General features: G+C 57.6%; 19 protein-coding genes and 1 pseudogene. 6 read left to right on the forward strand and 14 right to left on the reverse strand.

What is annotated here, in order from left to right; genetic code table 11:
* The first annotated feature begins 147 nt into the window (after window positions 1-147).
* Complete coding sequence (locus OK411_RS13730; protein WP_264365138.1) at window positions 148-378, forward strand: hypothetical protein; 231 nt, start codon at window positions 148-150, stop codon at window positions 376-378.
* Here OK411_RS13730 and OK411_RS13735 read toward each other — a convergent pair.
* The 7 genes from OK411_RS13735 to OK411_RS13765 form a co-directional block, all read right to left on the reverse strand.
* Complete coding sequence (locus tag OK411_RS13735; protein WP_264365139.1) at window positions 375-1,070, reverse strand: SOS response-associated peptidase family protein; 696 nt, start codon at window positions 1,068-1,070, stop codon at window positions 375-377. The two genes, OK411_RS13730 and OK411_RS13735, sit on opposite strands and share 4 nt — an antisense overlap.
* 25 nt (window positions 1,071-1,095) lie before the next feature.
* Window positions 1,096-1,821 (reverse strand): hypothetical protein, encoded by a 726-nt coding sequence (locus OK411_RS13740; RefSeq protein WP_264365140.1) that lies wholly within the window; start codon window positions 1,819-1,821, stop codon window positions 1,096-1,098.
* 82 nt (window positions 1,822-1,903) lie between these two features.
* Window positions 1,904-2,113, reverse strand: coding sequence for a hypothetical protein (locus OK411_RS13745; protein WP_264365141.1), 210 nt, complete (start codon window positions 2,111-2,113; stop codon window positions 1,904-1,906).
* Window positions 2,114-2,535: 422 nt separating this feature from the next.
* Window positions 2,536-3,567 carry a tyrosine-type recombinase/integrase gene (locus tag OK411_RS13750; RefSeq protein WP_264365142.1) on the reverse strand — a complete coding sequence of 344 codons (1,032 nt, stop codon included), beginning with the start codon at window positions 3,565-3,567 and terminating at the stop codon, window positions 2,536-2,538.
* Window positions 3,568-3,774, reverse strand: coding sequence for a DUF4224 domain-containing protein (locus OK411_RS13755; protein WP_093101817.1), 207 nt, complete (start codon window positions 3,772-3,774; stop codon window positions 3,568-3,570).
* A complete protein-coding gene (locus tag OK411_RS13760; RefSeq protein ID WP_110599391.1) occupies window positions 3,771-4,244 on the reverse strand; it encodes a hypothetical protein in 474 nt (157 codons plus the stop codon). Before OK411_RS13760 ends, OK411_RS13755 begins: the two co-directional genes overlap by 4 nt.
* 11 nt (window positions 4,245-4,255) lie before the next feature.
* Window positions 4,256-4,621, reverse strand: a complete 366-nt coding sequence (locus OK411_RS13765) for a pyocin activator PrtN family protein (RefSeq protein WP_093101815.1) — start codon at window positions 4,619-4,621, stop codon at window positions 4,256-4,258.
* A gap of 515 nt (window positions 4,622-5,136) precedes the next feature.
* Between OK411_RS13765 and OK411_RS13770 the strand changes: the two genes are divergently transcribed.
* Both OK411_RS13770 and OK411_RS13775 read left to right on the forward strand, forming a co-directional pair.
* A complete protein-coding gene (locus OK411_RS13770) occupies window positions 5,137-5,469 on the forward strand; it encodes a phage holin family protein (RefSeq protein WP_110599393.1) in 333 nt (110 codons plus the stop codon).
* Between the two features lie 317 nt (window positions 5,470-5,786).
* Window positions 5,787-6,388, forward strand: a pseudogene (locus OK411_RS13775) (terminase small subunit).
* Between the two features lie 191 nt (window positions 6,389-6,579).
* Here OK411_RS13775 and OK411_RS13780 read toward each other — a convergent pair.
* The 4 genes from OK411_RS13780 to OK411_RS13795 form a co-directional block, all read right to left on the reverse strand.
* Window positions 6,580-6,972 (reverse strand): RidA family protein, encoded by a 393-nt coding sequence (locus tag OK411_RS13780; RefSeq protein ID WP_009049394.1) that lies wholly within the window; start codon window positions 6,970-6,972, stop codon window positions 6,580-6,582.
* 232 nt (window positions 6,973-7,204) lie between these two features.
* Window positions 7,205-7,858 (reverse strand): hypothetical protein, encoded by a 654-nt coding sequence (locus OK411_RS13785; RefSeq protein ID WP_110599395.1) that lies wholly within the window; start codon window positions 7,856-7,858, stop codon window positions 7,205-7,207.
* 46 nt (window positions 7,859-7,904) lie between these two features.
* Window positions 7,905-8,237, reverse strand: coding sequence for a chorismate mutase (locus tag OK411_RS13790; RefSeq protein WP_042609810.1), 333 nt, complete (start codon window positions 8,235-8,237; stop codon window positions 7,905-7,907).
* A 34-nt stretch (window positions 8,238-8,271) separates the two neighbouring features.
* Window positions 8,272-9,123 (reverse strand): NAD(P)-dependent oxidoreductase, encoded by an 852-nt coding sequence (locus OK411_RS13795; protein ID WP_042609811.1) that lies wholly within the window; start codon window positions 9,121-9,123, stop codon window positions 8,272-8,274.
* A 118-nt stretch (window positions 9,124-9,241) separates the two neighbouring features.
* Here OK411_RS13795 and OK411_RS13800 point away from each other — a divergent pair, with 118 nt between their 5' ends.
* A complete protein-coding gene (locus tag OK411_RS13800) occupies window positions 9,242-10,102 on the forward strand; it encodes a LysR family transcriptional regulator (protein ID WP_122704478.1) in 861 nt (286 codons plus the stop codon).
* 1 nt (window position 10,103) lies between these two features.
* On the opposite strand, the gene OK411_RS13805 is transcribed toward OK411_RS13800, so the two are convergent.
* On the reverse strand, window positions 10,104-11,615 hold the full coding sequence (locus tag OK411_RS13805) for an MFS transporter (RefSeq protein ID WP_223631549.1): 1,512 nt from the start codon (window positions 11,613-11,615) through the stop codon (window positions 10,104-10,106).
* A gap of 168 nt (window positions 11,616-11,783) precedes the next feature.
* Here OK411_RS13805 and OK411_RS13810 point away from each other — a divergent pair, with 168 nt between their 5' ends.
* The gene (locus OK411_RS13810) at window positions 11,784-12,542 is read left to right on the forward strand and encodes an SDR family oxidoreductase (RefSeq protein WP_264365143.1); all 759 of its coding nucleotides are present in this window, start codon (window positions 11,784-11,786) and stop codon (window positions 12,540-12,542) included.
* Between the two features lie 78 nt (window positions 12,543-12,620).
* Window positions 12,621-13,127 (forward strand): nuclear transport factor 2 family protein, encoded by a 507-nt coding sequence (locus tag OK411_RS13815; protein WP_042609814.1) that lies wholly within the window; start codon window positions 12,621-12,623, stop codon window positions 13,125-13,127.
* Here the strand turns inward: OK411_RS13815 and OK411_RS13820 are convergent.
* Together OK411_RS13820 and OK411_RS13825 are read right to left on the reverse strand one after the other, a co-directional pair.
* Window positions 13,099-14,487, reverse strand: coding sequence for a heavy metal sensor histidine kinase (locus OK411_RS13820; protein WP_264365144.1), 1,389 nt, complete (start codon window positions 14,485-14,487; stop codon window positions 13,099-13,101). The two genes, OK411_RS13815 and OK411_RS13820, sit on opposite strands and share 29 nt — an antisense overlap.
* Complete coding sequence (locus OK411_RS13825; protein ID WP_039760267.1) at window positions 14,460-15,155, reverse strand: heavy metal response regulator transcription factor; 696 nt, start codon at window positions 15,153-15,155, stop codon at window positions 14,460-14,462. The genes OK411_RS13820 and OK411_RS13825 overlap by 28 nt, the downstream gene beginning before the upstream one ends.
* Between the last annotated feature and the right edge of the window lie 64 nt (window positions 15,156-15,219).

The following is a 15,219-nucleotide window of genomic DNA, read 5'->3' on the forward strand; positions in this document are numbered from 1 at the left end:
TACATGCTATCTGCACCATTTTTAGCAGGTGCGTAATCTGGACCGGAAGATATGGGCAGAGCATGTATGTCGTCTTGCATCACCATCGATAATGCGTCAAACGCCCTCATTCGCTATTCTCGGCACTTTCCAATTGGAGGTGGCGATATGGATGGTGTAAAGCTGAGTCCAAATATAGAGCGCGCCGCAGATAAGCTTCTGGCTGAGATTACGCGTGCAGATTCGATGATCATCGCAGCCAAGGCAGGTGCCAGGGCTGAGGGGTTCGTTTATGGCCTGGAGTCGGCGCGAGCCTTGACCGAGTCCACGATCGATAAGCTCTATGTGATCTTCGACAACGCGACGGAAAACCGCCTGCGAGCACTGACTTCGGCTTAGAACGGGCTGTTTTCCTCGATCGGCTTAATGAGATCCGGGCCCTGATTACGGACATTGCCTACAGAGCGATCGACCTTGAACCATTCGAAAGCCTCGGAAGGCTCGCCCTCATGCAGCACCATTTGTTCGGCGCGTTCTTTCGGCGTGGCCGGGTCCAGCCATTCCCGCGCGAGCTCTGGCGGGAGAACGACCGGGCGGCGGTCGTGGATGTCGACCATGCCGCCGGCGCTGTCGGCGGTGATGATTACAAAGCCGTCGTGCTCGCCGGGGCCGTGCTCTTCGTTCGGGTACTGGCCGATCGCGGCGCAGAGGATCGGGGACTGGTCGCGATGCCTGATCAGGTAGGGCTGCTTCTTCGGCCCACCTTCGTCTACCCACTCGAACCAGTTGTTGATCGCGATGATGGCCCGGTGCGGCCAGATCGCGCGGAAGAACGGGCCGTGGGCGACTTTCTCCACGCGGGCGTTGATTGGCGCGGCGCGGTCTCTCGCCCAATGCGGGCGCCATCCCCAGCGAACCATGTCCGCGTGCAGAAACTCACCTTCCTGGTGGAAGAGGGCCAATTGAGTGGTCGGCGCGGCGTTGTACCGCTCGAGCGGTTGCTCACCCACCGAGTTGATCAGCGCGTTCGGCATGCTGAGCGCCGCTACGAAGTCGTGAATGCCGCTGTATTGGGTGAGTCGTCCGCACATTGCCGTGCCCTCGGGGGGATCTGATTCAGCGTAGACCCGCTGGCGCTGGCTTCGTCACAAAACCTTTTCCGGCGCATGTCGTGCAGTCGTCCCTGGCACCGAAGCGATCGAGGCACTCAGGACAAATGCAGAACGCCGCCGACTCGATGTGAGGGCGTAACTTTTCAAACGCCCGAAGATCCCGCTCCTCTTGAGCGACCTGCGCCGCATCGACGAGCGCCCGGTAGACGTCAGCATCCGCGAGAGGGTGGTGGGTCACTCCATCAACCATTCGCTCGGTTTCAATAAGTCGGTACCGGCAACCGTTCATCTCCATCGCCAACCCGACAATCTTTCCGACCCTACGAGAGATTCCAAGCGACAACCAAACTCCGTCGGGTTCGGAGTACACCTTTCCGTCATAGCCAGAGTAAGCGCCGCGCGGCTCACTCTTTGCGAAGTTGAATATTGACCGACTGATGGTGCCAAGCAACTCCCCGTTGTCGATGTGCACCACGTCATAGCTCGATGCGCCCCGGTACTGGCCAGGCAAGCTTTGCAGTTCTTCCACTGCGTGCCAATAAGCTGCGTCGGCCATTTCGTTCATGTCGAACTGCTCGAGCTCGTCGATCAGGCCTTCACTCAGCAAATCCATCGCCATTTCTCGCAAGGTCGCCCGGTGCGCTTCGGGGCTTTGCATACGGAAGTCGTGATCATCGAGAGTGGCTCGCCAGCGATCAAGGCGAAGGGATTTTGCTTGGTTGAAATTCATGAAACGGGTTCGCTGTACGAGTGCTGTATGTATGTACAGTAATCGAGGCGAAGCCCGTGGGCGAGAGTGAGGCGACGAGCTGTCAGTCCGGCGCCATCAATACAGCCAAGGTCATTTTGATGAATCCTTCATTTCGATCGAGCGCGGCCAGAGAGCTGCGGACGTTTTCCGCGACGTCGGCGGATCCGCGCTGCTCGACCCAGAGGGTGAGCTCCATGATGGCGGCTTCAAGGGCGAGCTGGTTTTCATTGATTTTGAAAAGTAGGGAAGGGAGCAGATCAGAGTTTGGCATTGGTTTCCTCCTTGGACGAAACCAGAGTAGCAGGGGATTCAATGTCGGCAGAACGCCGGAGAAGGGCAAAGCGCTGGATTATGCAAAGTCGGCATAATGCCAGCTTCTCAGTGCCCGATAGGGTTTCAATTTTTACGTGAAATTAAGGCCCTTTTTTTGGGCCGCAATCATTTTTCGGTATGCGAAAACATTGGGGCGAATCTCAGTCTTTCGACTCTAATTGCGGCCCAAAAAATCGCATCAAAGCCGCAGCCCGCTTGATTCTGGCGCGGGACTTAAAATCCCCCGCTCGTAAGGGCGTGCCGGTTCGATTCCGGCTTCGGGCACCATGAATATCAAGGGCTTGCATGACATACCTCATGCAAGCCCTTAGTTCTTTTTTCCGCAATCAAAAAATCTTTTCCGCAATTCGTGACCGTTAGTCACCTCGTAGGGGTGACCTTCATGCCCTTCCGCATACGGATGTACTGTTCTGTCATCCCTACGGTGGTGTGCCCAAGTTGGTCTCGAGCTTCTCTGATGTTCCCTGTTGACTCCTCTTTATCCGTGGCCGCTTTTGCTCGTAGGTCGCGCATCTGAAATTCTGCTTTTGGAATCCCGGCTGCTTCCCTGGCGTCATCGAACCTTTTTCTGAGCATGCTGGTCGTCATCGGCTGCCCAGAGTCGATTACTACCAGGCGTGTTGATCTGATTTTCTGTCCGGTCTTTCGCGCCATGATTCGATCTATTACGACTTTGAGCTCACCAATGATTTCGATCCTTCGTTTAGCCCCAGTTTTGCCTTGCTGGACGGAGAGCTTTCCGTCCTTTATGTCGCGCTCATCCATCTTCAATGTGTCAGCGACCCTCTGACCTGTTAGATAGAACAGGTCCAAAGCATCTCTTAATGGTTGATCGGCATGCTGGTAGGCTCGGGCAAGGACGTCGTCTTCAACATATATGTCGCGACCGGTTTCTTTATTACCCTTCACGCCTGAGCACGGATTTGCCAAGGATGTGTAGCCGTTCTCGCGAGCGAAGTTCCAAATGGAGCTGAGTAACGCTTTTTCCCGATTTGCACGAATAGGAGCTGCCTTACCGCGATGACGAAGGTACTGGCTGACATGTTTCGGTTCGATTGCTTTTAGAGGGGCCGGTGGGTCGTTGAAGAGCAGGAGAAGATTTTTCAGTTCGCGCGCGTTGTCCTTCTGGATGGCATGGGCTTTCGTGGGTACCACCTCATTCATATAAAGCTCGGCCACGTACGCAAAGGTAAGTACGGTTTGTGTCAGAGCTTGAGAAACGCGGCTTTTTTCGAGCTTTGCGTACTCCAAGATGGCTAGGCCGTAATCTGTACCCAGCGGGATTTCCTTGCGTGGTTTCCCGCCAGTGTCATAAAGGTAGTAGGTGGTGTTGCCGCGTGTTCTCTCGCGTAGGCGAGGAATGCTTCCCGGCTTTGTTGGTCTTCGTCCCATTTATCCCACCAAGCGTGGCTGCCACGTCGGAACTTCTGGTGCGTTTGTAGTTACCCCTGTTAGCGCCGAGGCAATCACGCAGGGCCAGCCATTGCGCTTGATGGTGTGACGAATGCCATTACGCTTCAGTACAGTAATCTGACCGGCTTTAGTTTTGGCTCCAGTCAACTCGCAGACCTGCTCATGGCTAAGAAATTGAATGTTCATGCTGCCTCCTTGCTAGGAAATACAGAGCGCTTCGAATGCGCTTGCTGTGCGACTTTGCTGCCCTCGATTCCTGGTTGCAGCTGCGCAGCCATTGCAAGTGCCTGTTCGCGCATCGATCGGGCATCACGCTCGAGCTTCGTGCCGGTACCAAAGGCGCTGAAGGTTTCGGCGGCGATCCGCAGCAACTCGCCGATGGCGACCAGCGTCTGGTGCTCGGCCGGGCAGAAGAGGGGAGCTGCTTCAAGTCGTTTGCAGGTTTGTGCCAAGCGAGTGTGATCGGCCCGGATGAACTGCAGGGAGGCTCGAAGCTCGCGGATGGTTTTGGCGCTTGCGGCGCGCTGGATGTCTTCACCCTCGCGCAGGCCGGTCTCCAGGCCATCGCTGCGGCCTATGATGTAACCGCCCCAGAGCAGCAGGGCGGCCAGAGCTATCAGGATGAGCAGTGCACCGATTTGTATTGGGGTCATCATGTGGTGTGCTCCTAGGGTTGTCGTTGGCTGGTGGTGACAGCCGTCAGTGGTGTGGGGGCCGTTTGGCGTTGGCCGTCCTGCTGTCGCTGCATATCTTCATCAGCCTTGTAGGCGCGGATGTCGATCAGCGAGGCAACATGGCGGATGTGCGCGTACTTCAACGCCTTGCGGCTTGTGTCCAGCGTGGTTATGGGAAGCTGGATCCGGCCGCTGTTGATCTCCGTCACGAACGACTGCTCGTTGAGATTGCGAAAGTACTGCTCGCGGACTTTTTCTAGCGGGATCAGGACATCACCGAAGATTCGATAGAGCAGTTCGACGGTGGCCGATTCGGGCGCCGGATGCAGGCGAAGCGGATTCTGTGCAGCGTTACTCATGGCCTTGTCTAGCCTCCTTGCGTTGTTGTCGTGCCGGGTGATTCCAGGCATTCAGGCAGTGGCGTCTGGTCAGCTCGCGCAGATGTTCGGGCACTTCGAGGAGCGCGGCGTTGCGCTCCCCGTGTATGCGTAGCGGGCATCAATGCGCGTGTTCACGCGCACGCGTGTTTTTAAATATTCTCTCTATACACGAGAAAGGAGAGTTAAAAGTAGGACGGTGGGGCAAAGCCCCAATCTGCGGGGCTTTCGGACGTCCCACCTAGTTTTAGAGAGGTGGGACGCGTGGGACGCCAGAAAAGCAAAAGACAGCCGGGATAGATATTCACCGACATTCGCCAGCCGTTCACCGGGCGTAAGCCACACATTCACCGGGTGGCATTAAAACGGTCTTGCTGCCACCAGAATCGACCTGTAAAAAGGGGCCATCTTCGATGGGTGCGACCGCAAAGCGCGGCAGACCACCTACCACCTGACCCGGCCAATGCGCCGGGTCTTTTTGTTTAAGGGGTAGGGCAATGACGAACGAGCAACAGGCACTGGCAGAGATGCCGATCTGGATGGTGATTGCCCTGTCATTGGTTGGCGGTGTATCCGGTGAGATGTGGCGCGCTGACAAGGATGGGGCGCGAGGCTGCGCGTTATTGCGCCGGCTAGCACTTCGGTCCGGTGCCTGCATCGTTTGCGGGGTGTCGGCGATGATGTTGTTGTTCGGCGCGGGCCTGTCGATCTGGACGGCGGGCGCCCTGGGTTGCCTAACAGCGATGGCCGGCGCGGACGTCGCCATCGGGTTGTACGAACGCTGGGTCGCCAAGCGGCTCGACCTGAGCGAGGCCGAGCCGAAGGCATGAGCCGGGCAGGCCGGGTAGGGCGCAGATTTCACGGGTCCTCCCCGAGGGCCGCCCCCTACACGGGTTATCGAACTCGCGAGATCTCTCTAGCTGAAACCTTTGCAGGGATGTCCGTCTTTCCAAAGGGATGGGGGCAGGGCATGGCAGTCGAGCGACCGGACCGGGCGGAAAACCGCCGGGGACCCTGGGGACTTCCAAAGGACACGGGGTCGGAAACCCGCGGGATCTTGTTAGTGGGAGGCCCACCAGCTTACTGAAATTTCAATCCACTGAAATCTTGAAAGCATTCATTGAAAAGCCGCTGAAAAGGAGGGCTTATGACCGCAGCCACGTACCTATCCAAGAGCGCCTTCGCCGCACACATCGGCCGCTCACCGAGTTACATCACCTGGCTGAAGGAAAACGGTCGACTGGTCCTGTCCCCAATGGCAAGCAGGTCGACGTTCTGGCCACCGAAGCATTGATCCGCGATACCGCTGACCCGAGCAAGGCTGCCGTCGCTGCTCGCCACCAACAGGAGCGGCTTCAGCGTAATGTGTACAGCCACGTCGCTACACAATCCGAACCGACCAACATGGCTGCGCCGCCGCCCGTTGATCCCGCGCAAGGGCAGTCCCCGGACTTTCAGAAAGCGCGTGCACATCGCGAGCACTACTTGGCGCGGATGGCTGAGATGGAGTTTCGCAAGGCGCAGGGGGAGCTGGTGGAAATCAGCTTTGTGCAGAAAGCCGCTTTTGAAACGGCGCGATCGCTTAATCATTCGCTAATGAGCCTGTCGCCGCAATTGGCGCCACAACTCGCCGCGCTGTCGGATCCGTGGGTGGTGGAGAGGCAGCTAACGGCTGCGCTGCGCCAACGACTTAACGAAGCGGCACAAGTGTCAAGCGATGACTTTGGATTTGCGTTTAGCGAGTGCTAAGGATATCCGCTGATAGGCATTTTTCTGCTCGCATCGGAATTGATTGGCGCCTGCTTGCAGTCAGTATTAGCCGTCGGCGTAAAGTGTTATCACGCGCCTACCGATGCAGCAGGCAAGTGTAATTTTGAATCTACCACCGCATGCGTAGTCACCCATTTTAAGACCTGGATATGCAGGTTCTTGTCAGAGGGTTATCGCTCTACTGCGACGCACTTGATCTCCACGAGAAGGCCAGGTCGAGCTAATTCACTGACACCAATGCAGGTCCATGCACAAGTGCTTCTCGGAAATACTTTATCCTTTACGCGTCTGAAAATTGGCATGTGACGGTGCATGTCGACGTGGTAAGTTGTCATTTCTACGACATCTTCAAATTTACAGCCACCTGCCTCCAAGACGATCCGGAGATTGTCCCATGCAGCTAAAAACTGCTGCTCAGGTTCTTCAATGACGGATAATTCCGGCGTCCTGCCTACCTGACCCGCGCAGTAGAGAGTTTTTCCTACCTTTACTGCTGGTGCATAACCCGCGCGCTCGTAGATCAATCTCATGCCATCTGGAACAATGATCTGACGGTCAGTCATGATTGCGGAGCCCCAAGTTAGAACGGTTACGAAAGCTAACTCAGGGGCCAGAGCCGCGTCCACTCAGTTCACTTCTCATCTATTAATCAACCCCACAGGTGCTTTTAGCCGCTGCTGAGTCTTTTTGAACTCATTACCTAATGTGGCTACCTCGATCGATGCAAAAGGCGCGAGCCGGTAGCGTTACTGATCAGAAGCATTTCGATGGTTGGTTCGCTGCTAGGCTGGCTCGTCAGTTCGTGTCGTCATCACCTTGAAATATATCTGCGTAAAGTCGCGCGACTGTAGGGGTAAGGTTATGACCGGCAGGAATGAGAAAGTCGGCGTGTGGTGCGAGCCGTTTTACGTAGATGACTTCGTAAACCCTGCGCACGATTCCAGGTGCTGTTTCTTCCCGGTCCAAGCCAGGCATTATCCCTACCGCTTTGTAACCGGCTTGCTCCAGTGCTTGTTGCATATACGGCGTGCGGGTTGTTGCCATGCCATAGATCAGCCCCGCGCCCATGAACGTGCCGATTTTTTCTCCCAGGTCCTGGGCCGCAACGGCCAGTCTGGCTTGTCTGTGCGGTTTGGCTACCGCGCCGACCCGCCCGAAAATAACGTCAGCACCGTCAATTTTTTCCCACGTGGCGATAGCGACAATCTCATCGTTCTGGCGGACGACGGTAGCGAATATGCCTCGATCCGGATCGTCTTCGAGCACCACGTTGTCTGCGTAGAACTGCTGGTCCAGAAACGGGCTTGCCAACCCCACCGAAATGGAGGGAAACCATGTCCGGAAAAAATCTGTCGCGACATTGATCTCCTCACGTTTCAGGTAATCCCAACTGTAGCCATAGGGTAAATCGGTGAAGCTGCGAATTTGCTCGATCGTTGGCCATTTCATGCGGTTCTGCTCGTTTGTCTGATTGCTTCGATAAGTGGCGCCGGGGTCAGGCCCGAGGGTCAGGGTTATTGGCGGGTGCCGGGGCATGCCTGGCGGCGATCTGCCTGTGGCGCTCGACCACTTCGCCAATGACCAACTGCATCAGCCTCTGCACGATGGCCGTATCCAGCTCGGCCTCCTGAGCAAGTGCTGCCAGACGCTGGTATTGCTGCTGCTCTCTGGCCTCGTCTACCGCAGGCAACTGATATCGGGCCTTGAGCAATCCGACCTCATCGGTACAGCGAAACCGTTCCGCGAGCAGGTGGATGAGGGCGGCGTCGATATTGTCGATGGTTTTCCTGAATGTTGAGAGTTGACGCGCGATGTCGGAGTTTTCCATGAATGACCTCGTGACAGGTGTTCGAAAGAGCTTCTCAATGATTCGTCTGCTGAGCAAAAACCGACCAGTCCTTGTCGCCATCTCCCCTGGCTACCGCCGACGTCATTTTCAATCGCACGGCATCCGCCGCTGGCAACTCCAGCCCCTTGAGACGACCCGCATCGATCGCCAGATTCATATCCTTGAGGCCAAGCGACAGTTTGAATCCCGGTTCAAAATTGCTGCTGACGATGTTCTGCCCATAACGTTGATAACTGGGGCAGGCGAACAGGGTCTGGGTCATGAGCTTGATGAAAATCGAAGGGCTCAGTCCGTGGCGTTGAACGAGTCCGCTGGCTTCGCCCAGCGACTGGATGGCTTGGGTGATCATCATGTTGCCGGCGATTTTCGCGATACAGGCCTGTTCAGGTTGGTCGCCCAGATACCAGGTTTTTTTCCCGAGCAGGTCGAACAGCGGTTGGACGGTCGAGACAGCGGCCTGCGATCCGGCCGCCAGGATATTCAACTCGCCCTTGGCCGCCACGGCGGGCACGCCGAAGACCGGCGCCGCGATCAATGGCATGCCGACGGCTTCATGTTCGCGCTGCAACTCCAACATCAGCGAAGGCGACAAGGTCGACATCACGACATGCACGCAAGCTTTGTCTGCAGTTTCCAGAACAGCGCTGGAGAGCAGCACTTGCCTGACGGCGGCATCATCGGCCAGAAGAGTGATGACTACCTCTTGCTGGAACGCCGAGGCCGGCGTTTCGATAACGCTGATGCCTTCGAGATCCTTGATCGCCGCCTGACTGCGGTTCCATGCCGAGACGTGATGGCCAGCGCGGACGAGCAGTGGAATGATGGCTCTGCCCATGCATCCCACTCCGATAAAACCAATCTTCATTTGCAGTCTCCGGTTGGTATTCGACGACGGTGAATGCAGACAAGTATGTCGGGCACGGGATTGCTACGGCACTGCCATTGCTGCACTCTCACTGTTCATTTTTGTACGGGGGCGGAGCATGGACTGGAGTGATGTGCGGGTCTTTCTCGCGATTGCCCGCAGCGGGTCATTAGGGGCTGCCGCCAAGCTGTTGGGGGTCAGCCATCCGACCGTGGGGCGGCGCTTGCAGGTGCTGGAACAGTTCAGTGGCCAACCCGTTTTCCTGCGTACCAACCAAGGTCTCGTGTTGACCGACAGCGGCGAGAAGCTCCTCAGCCTCGCGCAGGAAATGGAGCAAAGTGCGTTGGCCATCGAAAGGCGCCTCGCGGGGGACAGCGCACAGCCCGAAGGTGTGCTGCGCATTTCCTGCGCTGACTGGTTCGCCTGTTATGTGCTGGCCCCGGTGCTGAGTGAACTGGGCCGGCGTTATCCATTGATCGTGCCCGAGGTCATTGCCGGGCATCGATTGTTTGATCTGGCTCGCCGCGACGCCGACATCGCGTTTCGAATCGTTCCGTTCACCGAACCCGATATCGTGCACCGCAAGCTGATCTCCCTGACTTACGGGTTATACGCAGCCGTTGGATCTGCTGACCCTGAGCCACAGGGCGCCGGGCTGGGTCTGATCACCATGAGTGTTGCCCAGTCTCATTATCCCGATGTGCAGTGGCTGCAGCAGCGTTACCCTCTGGCGCGTACCGTGTTTACCAGTAGCAGCCGCACAGTCCAGGCGCAAATGTGTGCGCAGGGGCAGGGCGTCGCGGTATTGCCCCGCGCTTTGGGCGACCAGTTGACGGCGCTGCGTCTGATCGATTCAGATGAACCGCCACCAGGCCGCGACATTTGGATGGGCTACCACCAGGACATGCGCCAGATGGACAGTCTGCGCGCGCTTGCCGACCTGGCCTCCGTCATGATTGGCACTCAGGCAGGCGGTTGATTCACTCTGCCGGCTGCATGGCCGCCGTTTGCAGCTCTGCAGCAGATTGGCGCGCCAGACTCAGACTCAGTCCTGCGCCTACCACCAGACACGCAGCGATGCACAGTATGGCGACGGTGAAGGCGTGGGTGATGGCCGCCGCGTCCGTGTCCTTGCCCAGAAGCGTGTAAAAAATGCCACCGATGATCGCTACGCTCAGTGCCGTGCTGATTTGCAGTGTGGAACTGGTGATGCCCGCAATCATGCCGGAATACGCCGGTGCCACGCGTCCAGTGATCATGCGCATCAATGTCGGAAGGGCCAGTCCTTGTCCGAAACCGATCAGAAAGAGAATCACGGCAAGGGACAGCGCAGAGGGCGTGACGGCGGTTGGCGTGTGCGCCACGAGCCAGGCCAATAGCACGAACCCCAGCACTTCGAGTGCCATTCCGAAGGGATTCACATAAGACCCCAGCAAACGCCGGAATAGATGGGTGGCGAGCGGCCCCAGCAAGAAACCAGCGCCGAATGGCAGAAAGACCAGACCTGCACTGAGCGGGCTCGTATGCAGCGCTCCCTGTAAATAGATGGAAAACAGCAGGAAGAACACGCCGATCGCGTAAAAAGTCAGCGCCACCAGCAATGCCCGGCCCAGCCCGGGCGCACGCAGTGCAGCAGGGTTCAGCAACGGCGCGCCTTGCGCTTGATACAAGCGGGCTTCGTAGCGCCAGAACAGCCAGGCCAGCAGTGGCACCGCCGCCAGCGACAGCCAGGCCCACCACGGCCAGCCCGCTTCACGTCCCTCGATCAGTGGAACGATCAGCGCCGCAAGCGTCACCATCGACAACAGCGTTCCACCCAGATCCAGCTTGCTGGTCTGGGGTGCGCGGGTTTCCTTGACCACGGGGATGGCGATCAGAATGACCAGCAACGCAATCGGTAGATTCACCAGAAATATCGACCGCCAGCCCAGGTTCATCAGGTTGAGCGAGATCAGAATCCCGCCAAGTGCCTGGCCGACTACCGACGCCAAACCAAACACCGCACCGTACAGGCTCAACGCCAAGGGTTTTTCCGACTCAGGGAATATCGCCTGCACTGAAGCGAGTGCCTGCGGCGCCATGACAGCGGCCGTCACGCCTTGCAGCGAGCGTCCGGCGATCAACACCCAGGGTGACTCGGCGACACCGCAGATCAGTGAGGCGACGGCAAAGCCAATCAGGCCAACGAAGAACATTCTCATGCGGCCAAAGATGTCGCCAAGCCTTCCGCCGGTGATCAGTGTCACGGCATACAGCGCCGCGTAAGAAGAGATGATCAACTGTTCGGCAGAGGAGGCCGTGCCCAGCGATTGCTGAATCGAAGGCAGCGCTACGTTCACGATGAAGAAATCCAGCGGCGGCAAGAATGCACCGACCAACAGGATGGCGAACATCAGCCAGCGCCGCTGTTCCGGAAGGGCTACTATTTTCTCAGGCATAAGGTCTCCTTTCTGAAACCCTTCGGCTCCAGAATATTTTCGATTGCGAGTCATGCTTTGAATAAGCTGACTTCAATCTAAACGATCAAACCCTGGCTGACGCCTCACATAAATGAACGGCCAATGTTCATTTATGGCAGTGCCGCTGCGCCCCTGCCTCCTCGCAAAATGGCCGCACTGTGGTTCCAGTCGAGCCACACAACCGAAATCGAGGAGTCAGTTATGTCAGGTAAATTCGCTGATCAGGTCGCAGTCGTCACCGGCGCGTCCACCGGGATCGGATTTGCGATTGCACAGGGTTTGGTTGCCGAGGGCGCCAGGCGCGTTTACATCACCGGGCGTTCTGCAGCCACGCTGGAGGCTGCGGTGGCCAAGCTTGGCGACAGGGCGGTCGCGGTCATTTCCGATGTCGCGCGCCAGGTTGATCTGGACGAGCTCAAGGCGACGATTGAGGCGCACGGCGATCAACTGGACTCAGTGTTTGCCAATGCGGGTATTTGTGAAAAGAACCCGCTGGGCGAGACCACCGAGGCCGCCTATTTCAACATGTTCGACATCAACGTAAAGGGAGTCTTTTTTACTGTACAGACGTTGATGCCATTGTTGAAAAATGGCGCTTCGATCGTGCTGACGGCCTCTATCTGTTCCAGCAATGGCATGGAAGGACTGAGCCTCTACAACGCCTCCAAAGCCGCGGTACGTTCCTTTGCCAGGACGTGGGCCAACGAACTCAAAGGTCGCAAGATCAGAGCGAATGTCCTGAGCCCTGGCTTCACCCGCACACCGCTGATGGATAACGGCTTGAAGATGAGCGAAACCGACGTCGCCGCGCTGCGTCAGCACGTCGAGCAGATCACGCCATTGGGGTACATGGCCGAGCCTGAGGAAATCGCCTCGTCGGCGCTGTTTCTTGCGTCTGCCGATGCGAAATATGTCAACGGTGTGGAGTTGATGGTCGACGGCGGCCTGTCGCAGATCTGACCACGTGCTCAACGTAGCGCAGCCCTCGCGCAGGGCTGCCTTCCTCGCTTATGCGCAGCCCCTGCAGGAAACCTCATCATGAACAATGAACAACTGACAGCTCGACTGGACGCCCTGGAAAGTCGCGCCGCCATCGAGTCGCTGATCAGCGCCTACGCCAATGCTTTCGACCGCATCGACGCCTCGCTTCTTAGCTCAATCTGGCACGAAGAGTCGACACTGGATCTACCGGGTTTTGGCCAGGCTGGAAACCGTGACGAAATCCTGGCGATGGCGCAAAACAGCTGGCGCCAGATGCCCCATATGCACCACTGGATGGCCAACCCGCTGATTGAAATCGAGGGTGACAGCGCAGTGGGCACGGTAGCTGCGGATTGCCTGTTTCATGACATTGAAAAAGGCCCGGTGCAAGTCAGCGGTCTTTACCACGACAGGTTTGAACGTCGGGACGGAAAGTGGGCGTTCCTGTCACGTCGTTTTGAAATGCATTTCCTGACGCCGTTAAAAGATTGGGTACCCGCAGCGGGCGAAGAACAGTTTGCACCGTTCGAGCAGCTCAAGGGAACGACAGCGAAAAACGAATAGTCCCGGCCCTTGGCTGTTCGACACCCACGTGGCCGCCATGCAGTTGCATGATGGCCACGACAATGGCGAGGCCAAGCCCGTAGGAGTCGGAATTCTGGTGCCGAGACGCATCGCCACGGTAAAAGCGGTCGAAGAGTTTGCCCAGGGTTTCGTCGCCCAGCACCGGCCCTTGGTTCTCCACTTCAATCCGGGCACCTTCGTGGGTTTCCAATACCCGTATCAGAATCTCGGTGCCCTCGTAAGCGTAGCGAACAGCGTTCGCCACCAGGTTGCTCAACGCTCTGCGCAGCAGCAAGGGGTCAGCGAGCACGATGCCATCGCCCGTTATTTGGAAGCTCATTCGCCGCTCTTCAGCCAAGCCCTCAAAATACTCAGCGATGCGCTGTGATTCGTCATGCAGCGACAGTTGCTGGCGCTCCACTACGGCTTGCGCTTCATCGGCGCGCGCCAGAAACAGAATGCTTTCGACGATGCGCGAGATCCGTTCGAGTTCTTCAAGGTTCGAAGCGATCAGCGCCTGATACTCGTCCTCGCTACGGCGTTGGCGAAGGGCAACCTGACAATGTCCCATCAACGACCCGACCGGCGTGCGGATTTCATGGGCAAGGTCGGCGGAAAATTGCGTCAATCGCTGATAACCCTGGGCAAGACGATCAAGCATCGCGTTATAGGCGTCACTCAGCTGTTGCAGTTCAACCGGCGTATCGGCGCTGTCCATGCGGCTGTGCAGACGCTCAGGCGTTATGGCTGCGGCATGGGCGGCCATTTTGCGCAGCGGACGCAGCCCGCGACGCAATAACAGATAACCCAGCAACGCGGTTGCCAGAAAGGCAAGGGCCACGGCCAGGTAGATGCGCTCGCGATACGCTGCAAGCATCGCCATTTCCTTGCCCATAAGGTGGGCGGCCGTCAATCGGACTACACGGCCACCCGACGTCGTGACTACGGAGGCGGCGCGCAGCCTTGTTCCCGAGTCGGTCACGCCGCTGCGCAGATCACTGACGCTCAGCTTTGTGTCCTGGCCGATCACCGGCAGTTCAGGCAACGTGACGTTGAGTGGATTGACCTGGATGACCGGTGGCTGCCCCGGCTCTTCAATGATGAAGATGTCGTCTTCGCTGTCGAGCATGTTCTTGAAAATCTGCGGGCTGTCGCGCAGCTTTTCGATGGCGAGTTCGTAATGCAGGAGCTTGCGAAAATGCTCCAGACGGCCCATCACCGCGTGATCGCTGTAGACCAATACCGAGGCCTTCATCGTCTGATACAGATAGAAGCCCGCGCCGGCCACGGCCAGCATCGCGACCATGGCAAACGCCACGGTCGATCGCAGCGTCAGCGAGGGTTGGCGTCGGGACCGCATGGCCTCACCTCGCAGACATAGCCGATACCGCGAATGGTATGGATCAGCTTGATCGGGTAGGGCTGGTCGACCTTGTTGCGCAGGCGCTTGACAGCGACGTCCACCACGTTGGTATCGCTGTCGAAATTCATGTCCCAGACTTCCGAAGCGATTTGTGTCCTGGACAACACATCGCCGGCTCGACGGAGAAACAGATGGAGCAGGGCGAACTCCTTGTTGGTCAGCACGATCACCTGTTGTTGGCGGGTCACGCGGCGCCGGACCAGATCCAGTTCGAGATCGGCAAGGTGGAAATGGTCGGCTTCGCGCACGACACCGCGGCGCAGAATAGTGCGGATGCGCAACAGCAGTTCGGTAAACGAAAAAGGTTTGATCAGGTAATCATCGGCGCCCAGTTCCAGACCGCGAATGCGGTCTTGCAACTGGTCGCGCGCGGTAAGGAACAGCACGGGTACGTCTTGTCTGGCGCGCAACAGCTCGATGATCTGAAACCCGTCAATCCCGGGCAACATCACGTCCAGCACGATCAGGTCATAGGTCGTATGCAAGGCCATGTGCAGGCCGTCAGCGCCATGCTGGGTCCAGTCGACGTTGTAACCGGACTCACCGAGCCCCTTTTTCAGGTACTCACCTGTTTTGGTGTCATCTTCGATCAGCAGGATATGCATCGTCAGGCGCGCTCGGGTTTCTTCATGACGGGGTTAAGTCCGCGACATCGGTATCTCGGCTGTG

It is taken from the genome of Pseudomonas sp. RG1 (genome assembly GCF_025910115.1).
GTDB lineage: Bacteria > Pseudomonadota > Gammaproteobacteria > Pseudomonadales > Pseudomonadaceae > Aquipseudomonas > Aquipseudomonas atacamensis.

Bases quoted from the DNA above. Each gene is read 5' to 3' on its own strand.
- OK411_RS13755 (WP_093101817.1), bottom strand. From the start codon at position 3,774: ATGAACATTCAATTTCTTAGCCATGAGCAGGTCTGCGAGTTGACTGGA.
- OK411_RS13800 (WP_122704478.1), top strand. From the start codon at position 9,242: ATGGACTGGAGTGATGTGCGGGTCTTTCTCGCGATTGCCCGCAGCGGG.
- OK411_RS13790 (WP_042609810.1), bottom strand. From the start codon at position 8,237: ATGGAAAACTCCGACATCGCGCGTCAACTCTCAACATTCAGGAAAACC.
- OK411_RS13735 (WP_264365139.1), bottom strand. From the start codon at position 1,070: ATGTGCGGACGACTCACCCAATACAGCGGCATTCACGACTTCGTAGCG.
- OK411_RS13740 (WP_264365140.1), bottom strand. From the start codon at position 1,821: ATGAATTTCAACCAAGCAAAATCCCTTCGCCTTGATCGCTGGCGAGCC.
- OK411_RS13745 (WP_264365141.1), bottom strand. From the start codon at position 2,113: ATGCCAAACTCTGATCTGCTCCCTTCCCTACTTTTCAAAATCAATGAA.
- OK411_RS13770 (WP_110599393.1), top strand. From the start codon at position 5,137: ATGACGAACGAGCAACAGGCACTGGCAGAGATGCCGATCTGGATGGTG.
- OK411_RS13730 (WP_264365138.1), top strand. From the start codon at position 148: ATGGATGGTGTAAAGCTGAGTCCAAATATAGAGCGCGCCGCAGATAAG.
- OK411_RS13785 (WP_110599395.1), bottom strand. From the start codon at position 7,858: ATGAAATGGCCAACGATCGAGCAAATTCGCAGCTTCACCGATTTACCC.
- OK411_RS13810 (WP_264365143.1), top strand. From the start codon at position 11,784: ATGTCAGGTAAATTCGCTGATCAGGTCGCAGTCGTCACCGGCGCGTCC.
- OK411_RS13795 (WP_042609811.1), bottom strand. From the start codon at position 9,123: ATGAAGATTGGTTTTATCGGAGTGGGATGCATGGGCAGAGCCATCATT.
- OK411_RS13825 (WP_039760267.1), bottom strand. From the start codon at position 15,155: ATGCATATCCTGCTGATCGAAGATGACACCAAAACAGGTGAGTACCTG.
- OK411_RS13815 (WP_042609814.1), top strand. From the start codon at position 12,621: ATGAACAATGAACAACTGACAGCTCGACTGGACGCCCTGGAAAGTCGC.
- OK411_RS13820 (WP_264365144.1), bottom strand. From the start codon at position 14,487: ATGCGGTCCCGACGCCAACCCTCGCTGACGCTGCGATCGACCGTGGCG.
- OK411_RS13750 (WP_264365142.1), bottom strand. From the start codon at position 3,567: ATGGGACGAAGACCAACAAAGCCGGGAAGCATTCCTCGCCTACGCGAG.
- OK411_RS13760 (WP_110599391.1), bottom strand. From the start codon at position 4,244: ATGATGACCCCAATACAAATCGGTGCACTGCTCATCCTGATAGCTCTG.
- OK411_RS13765 (WP_093101815.1), bottom strand. From the start codon at position 4,621: ATGAGTAACGCTGCACAGAATCCGCTTCGCCTGCATCCGGCGCCCGAA.
- OK411_RS13780 (WP_009049394.1), bottom strand. From the start codon at position 6,972: ATGACTGACCGTCAGATCATTGTTCCAGATGGCATGAGATTGATCTAC.
- OK411_RS13805 (WP_223631549.1), bottom strand. From the start codon at position 11,615: ATGACTCGCAATCGAAAATATTCTGGAGCCGAAGGGTTTCAGAAAGGA.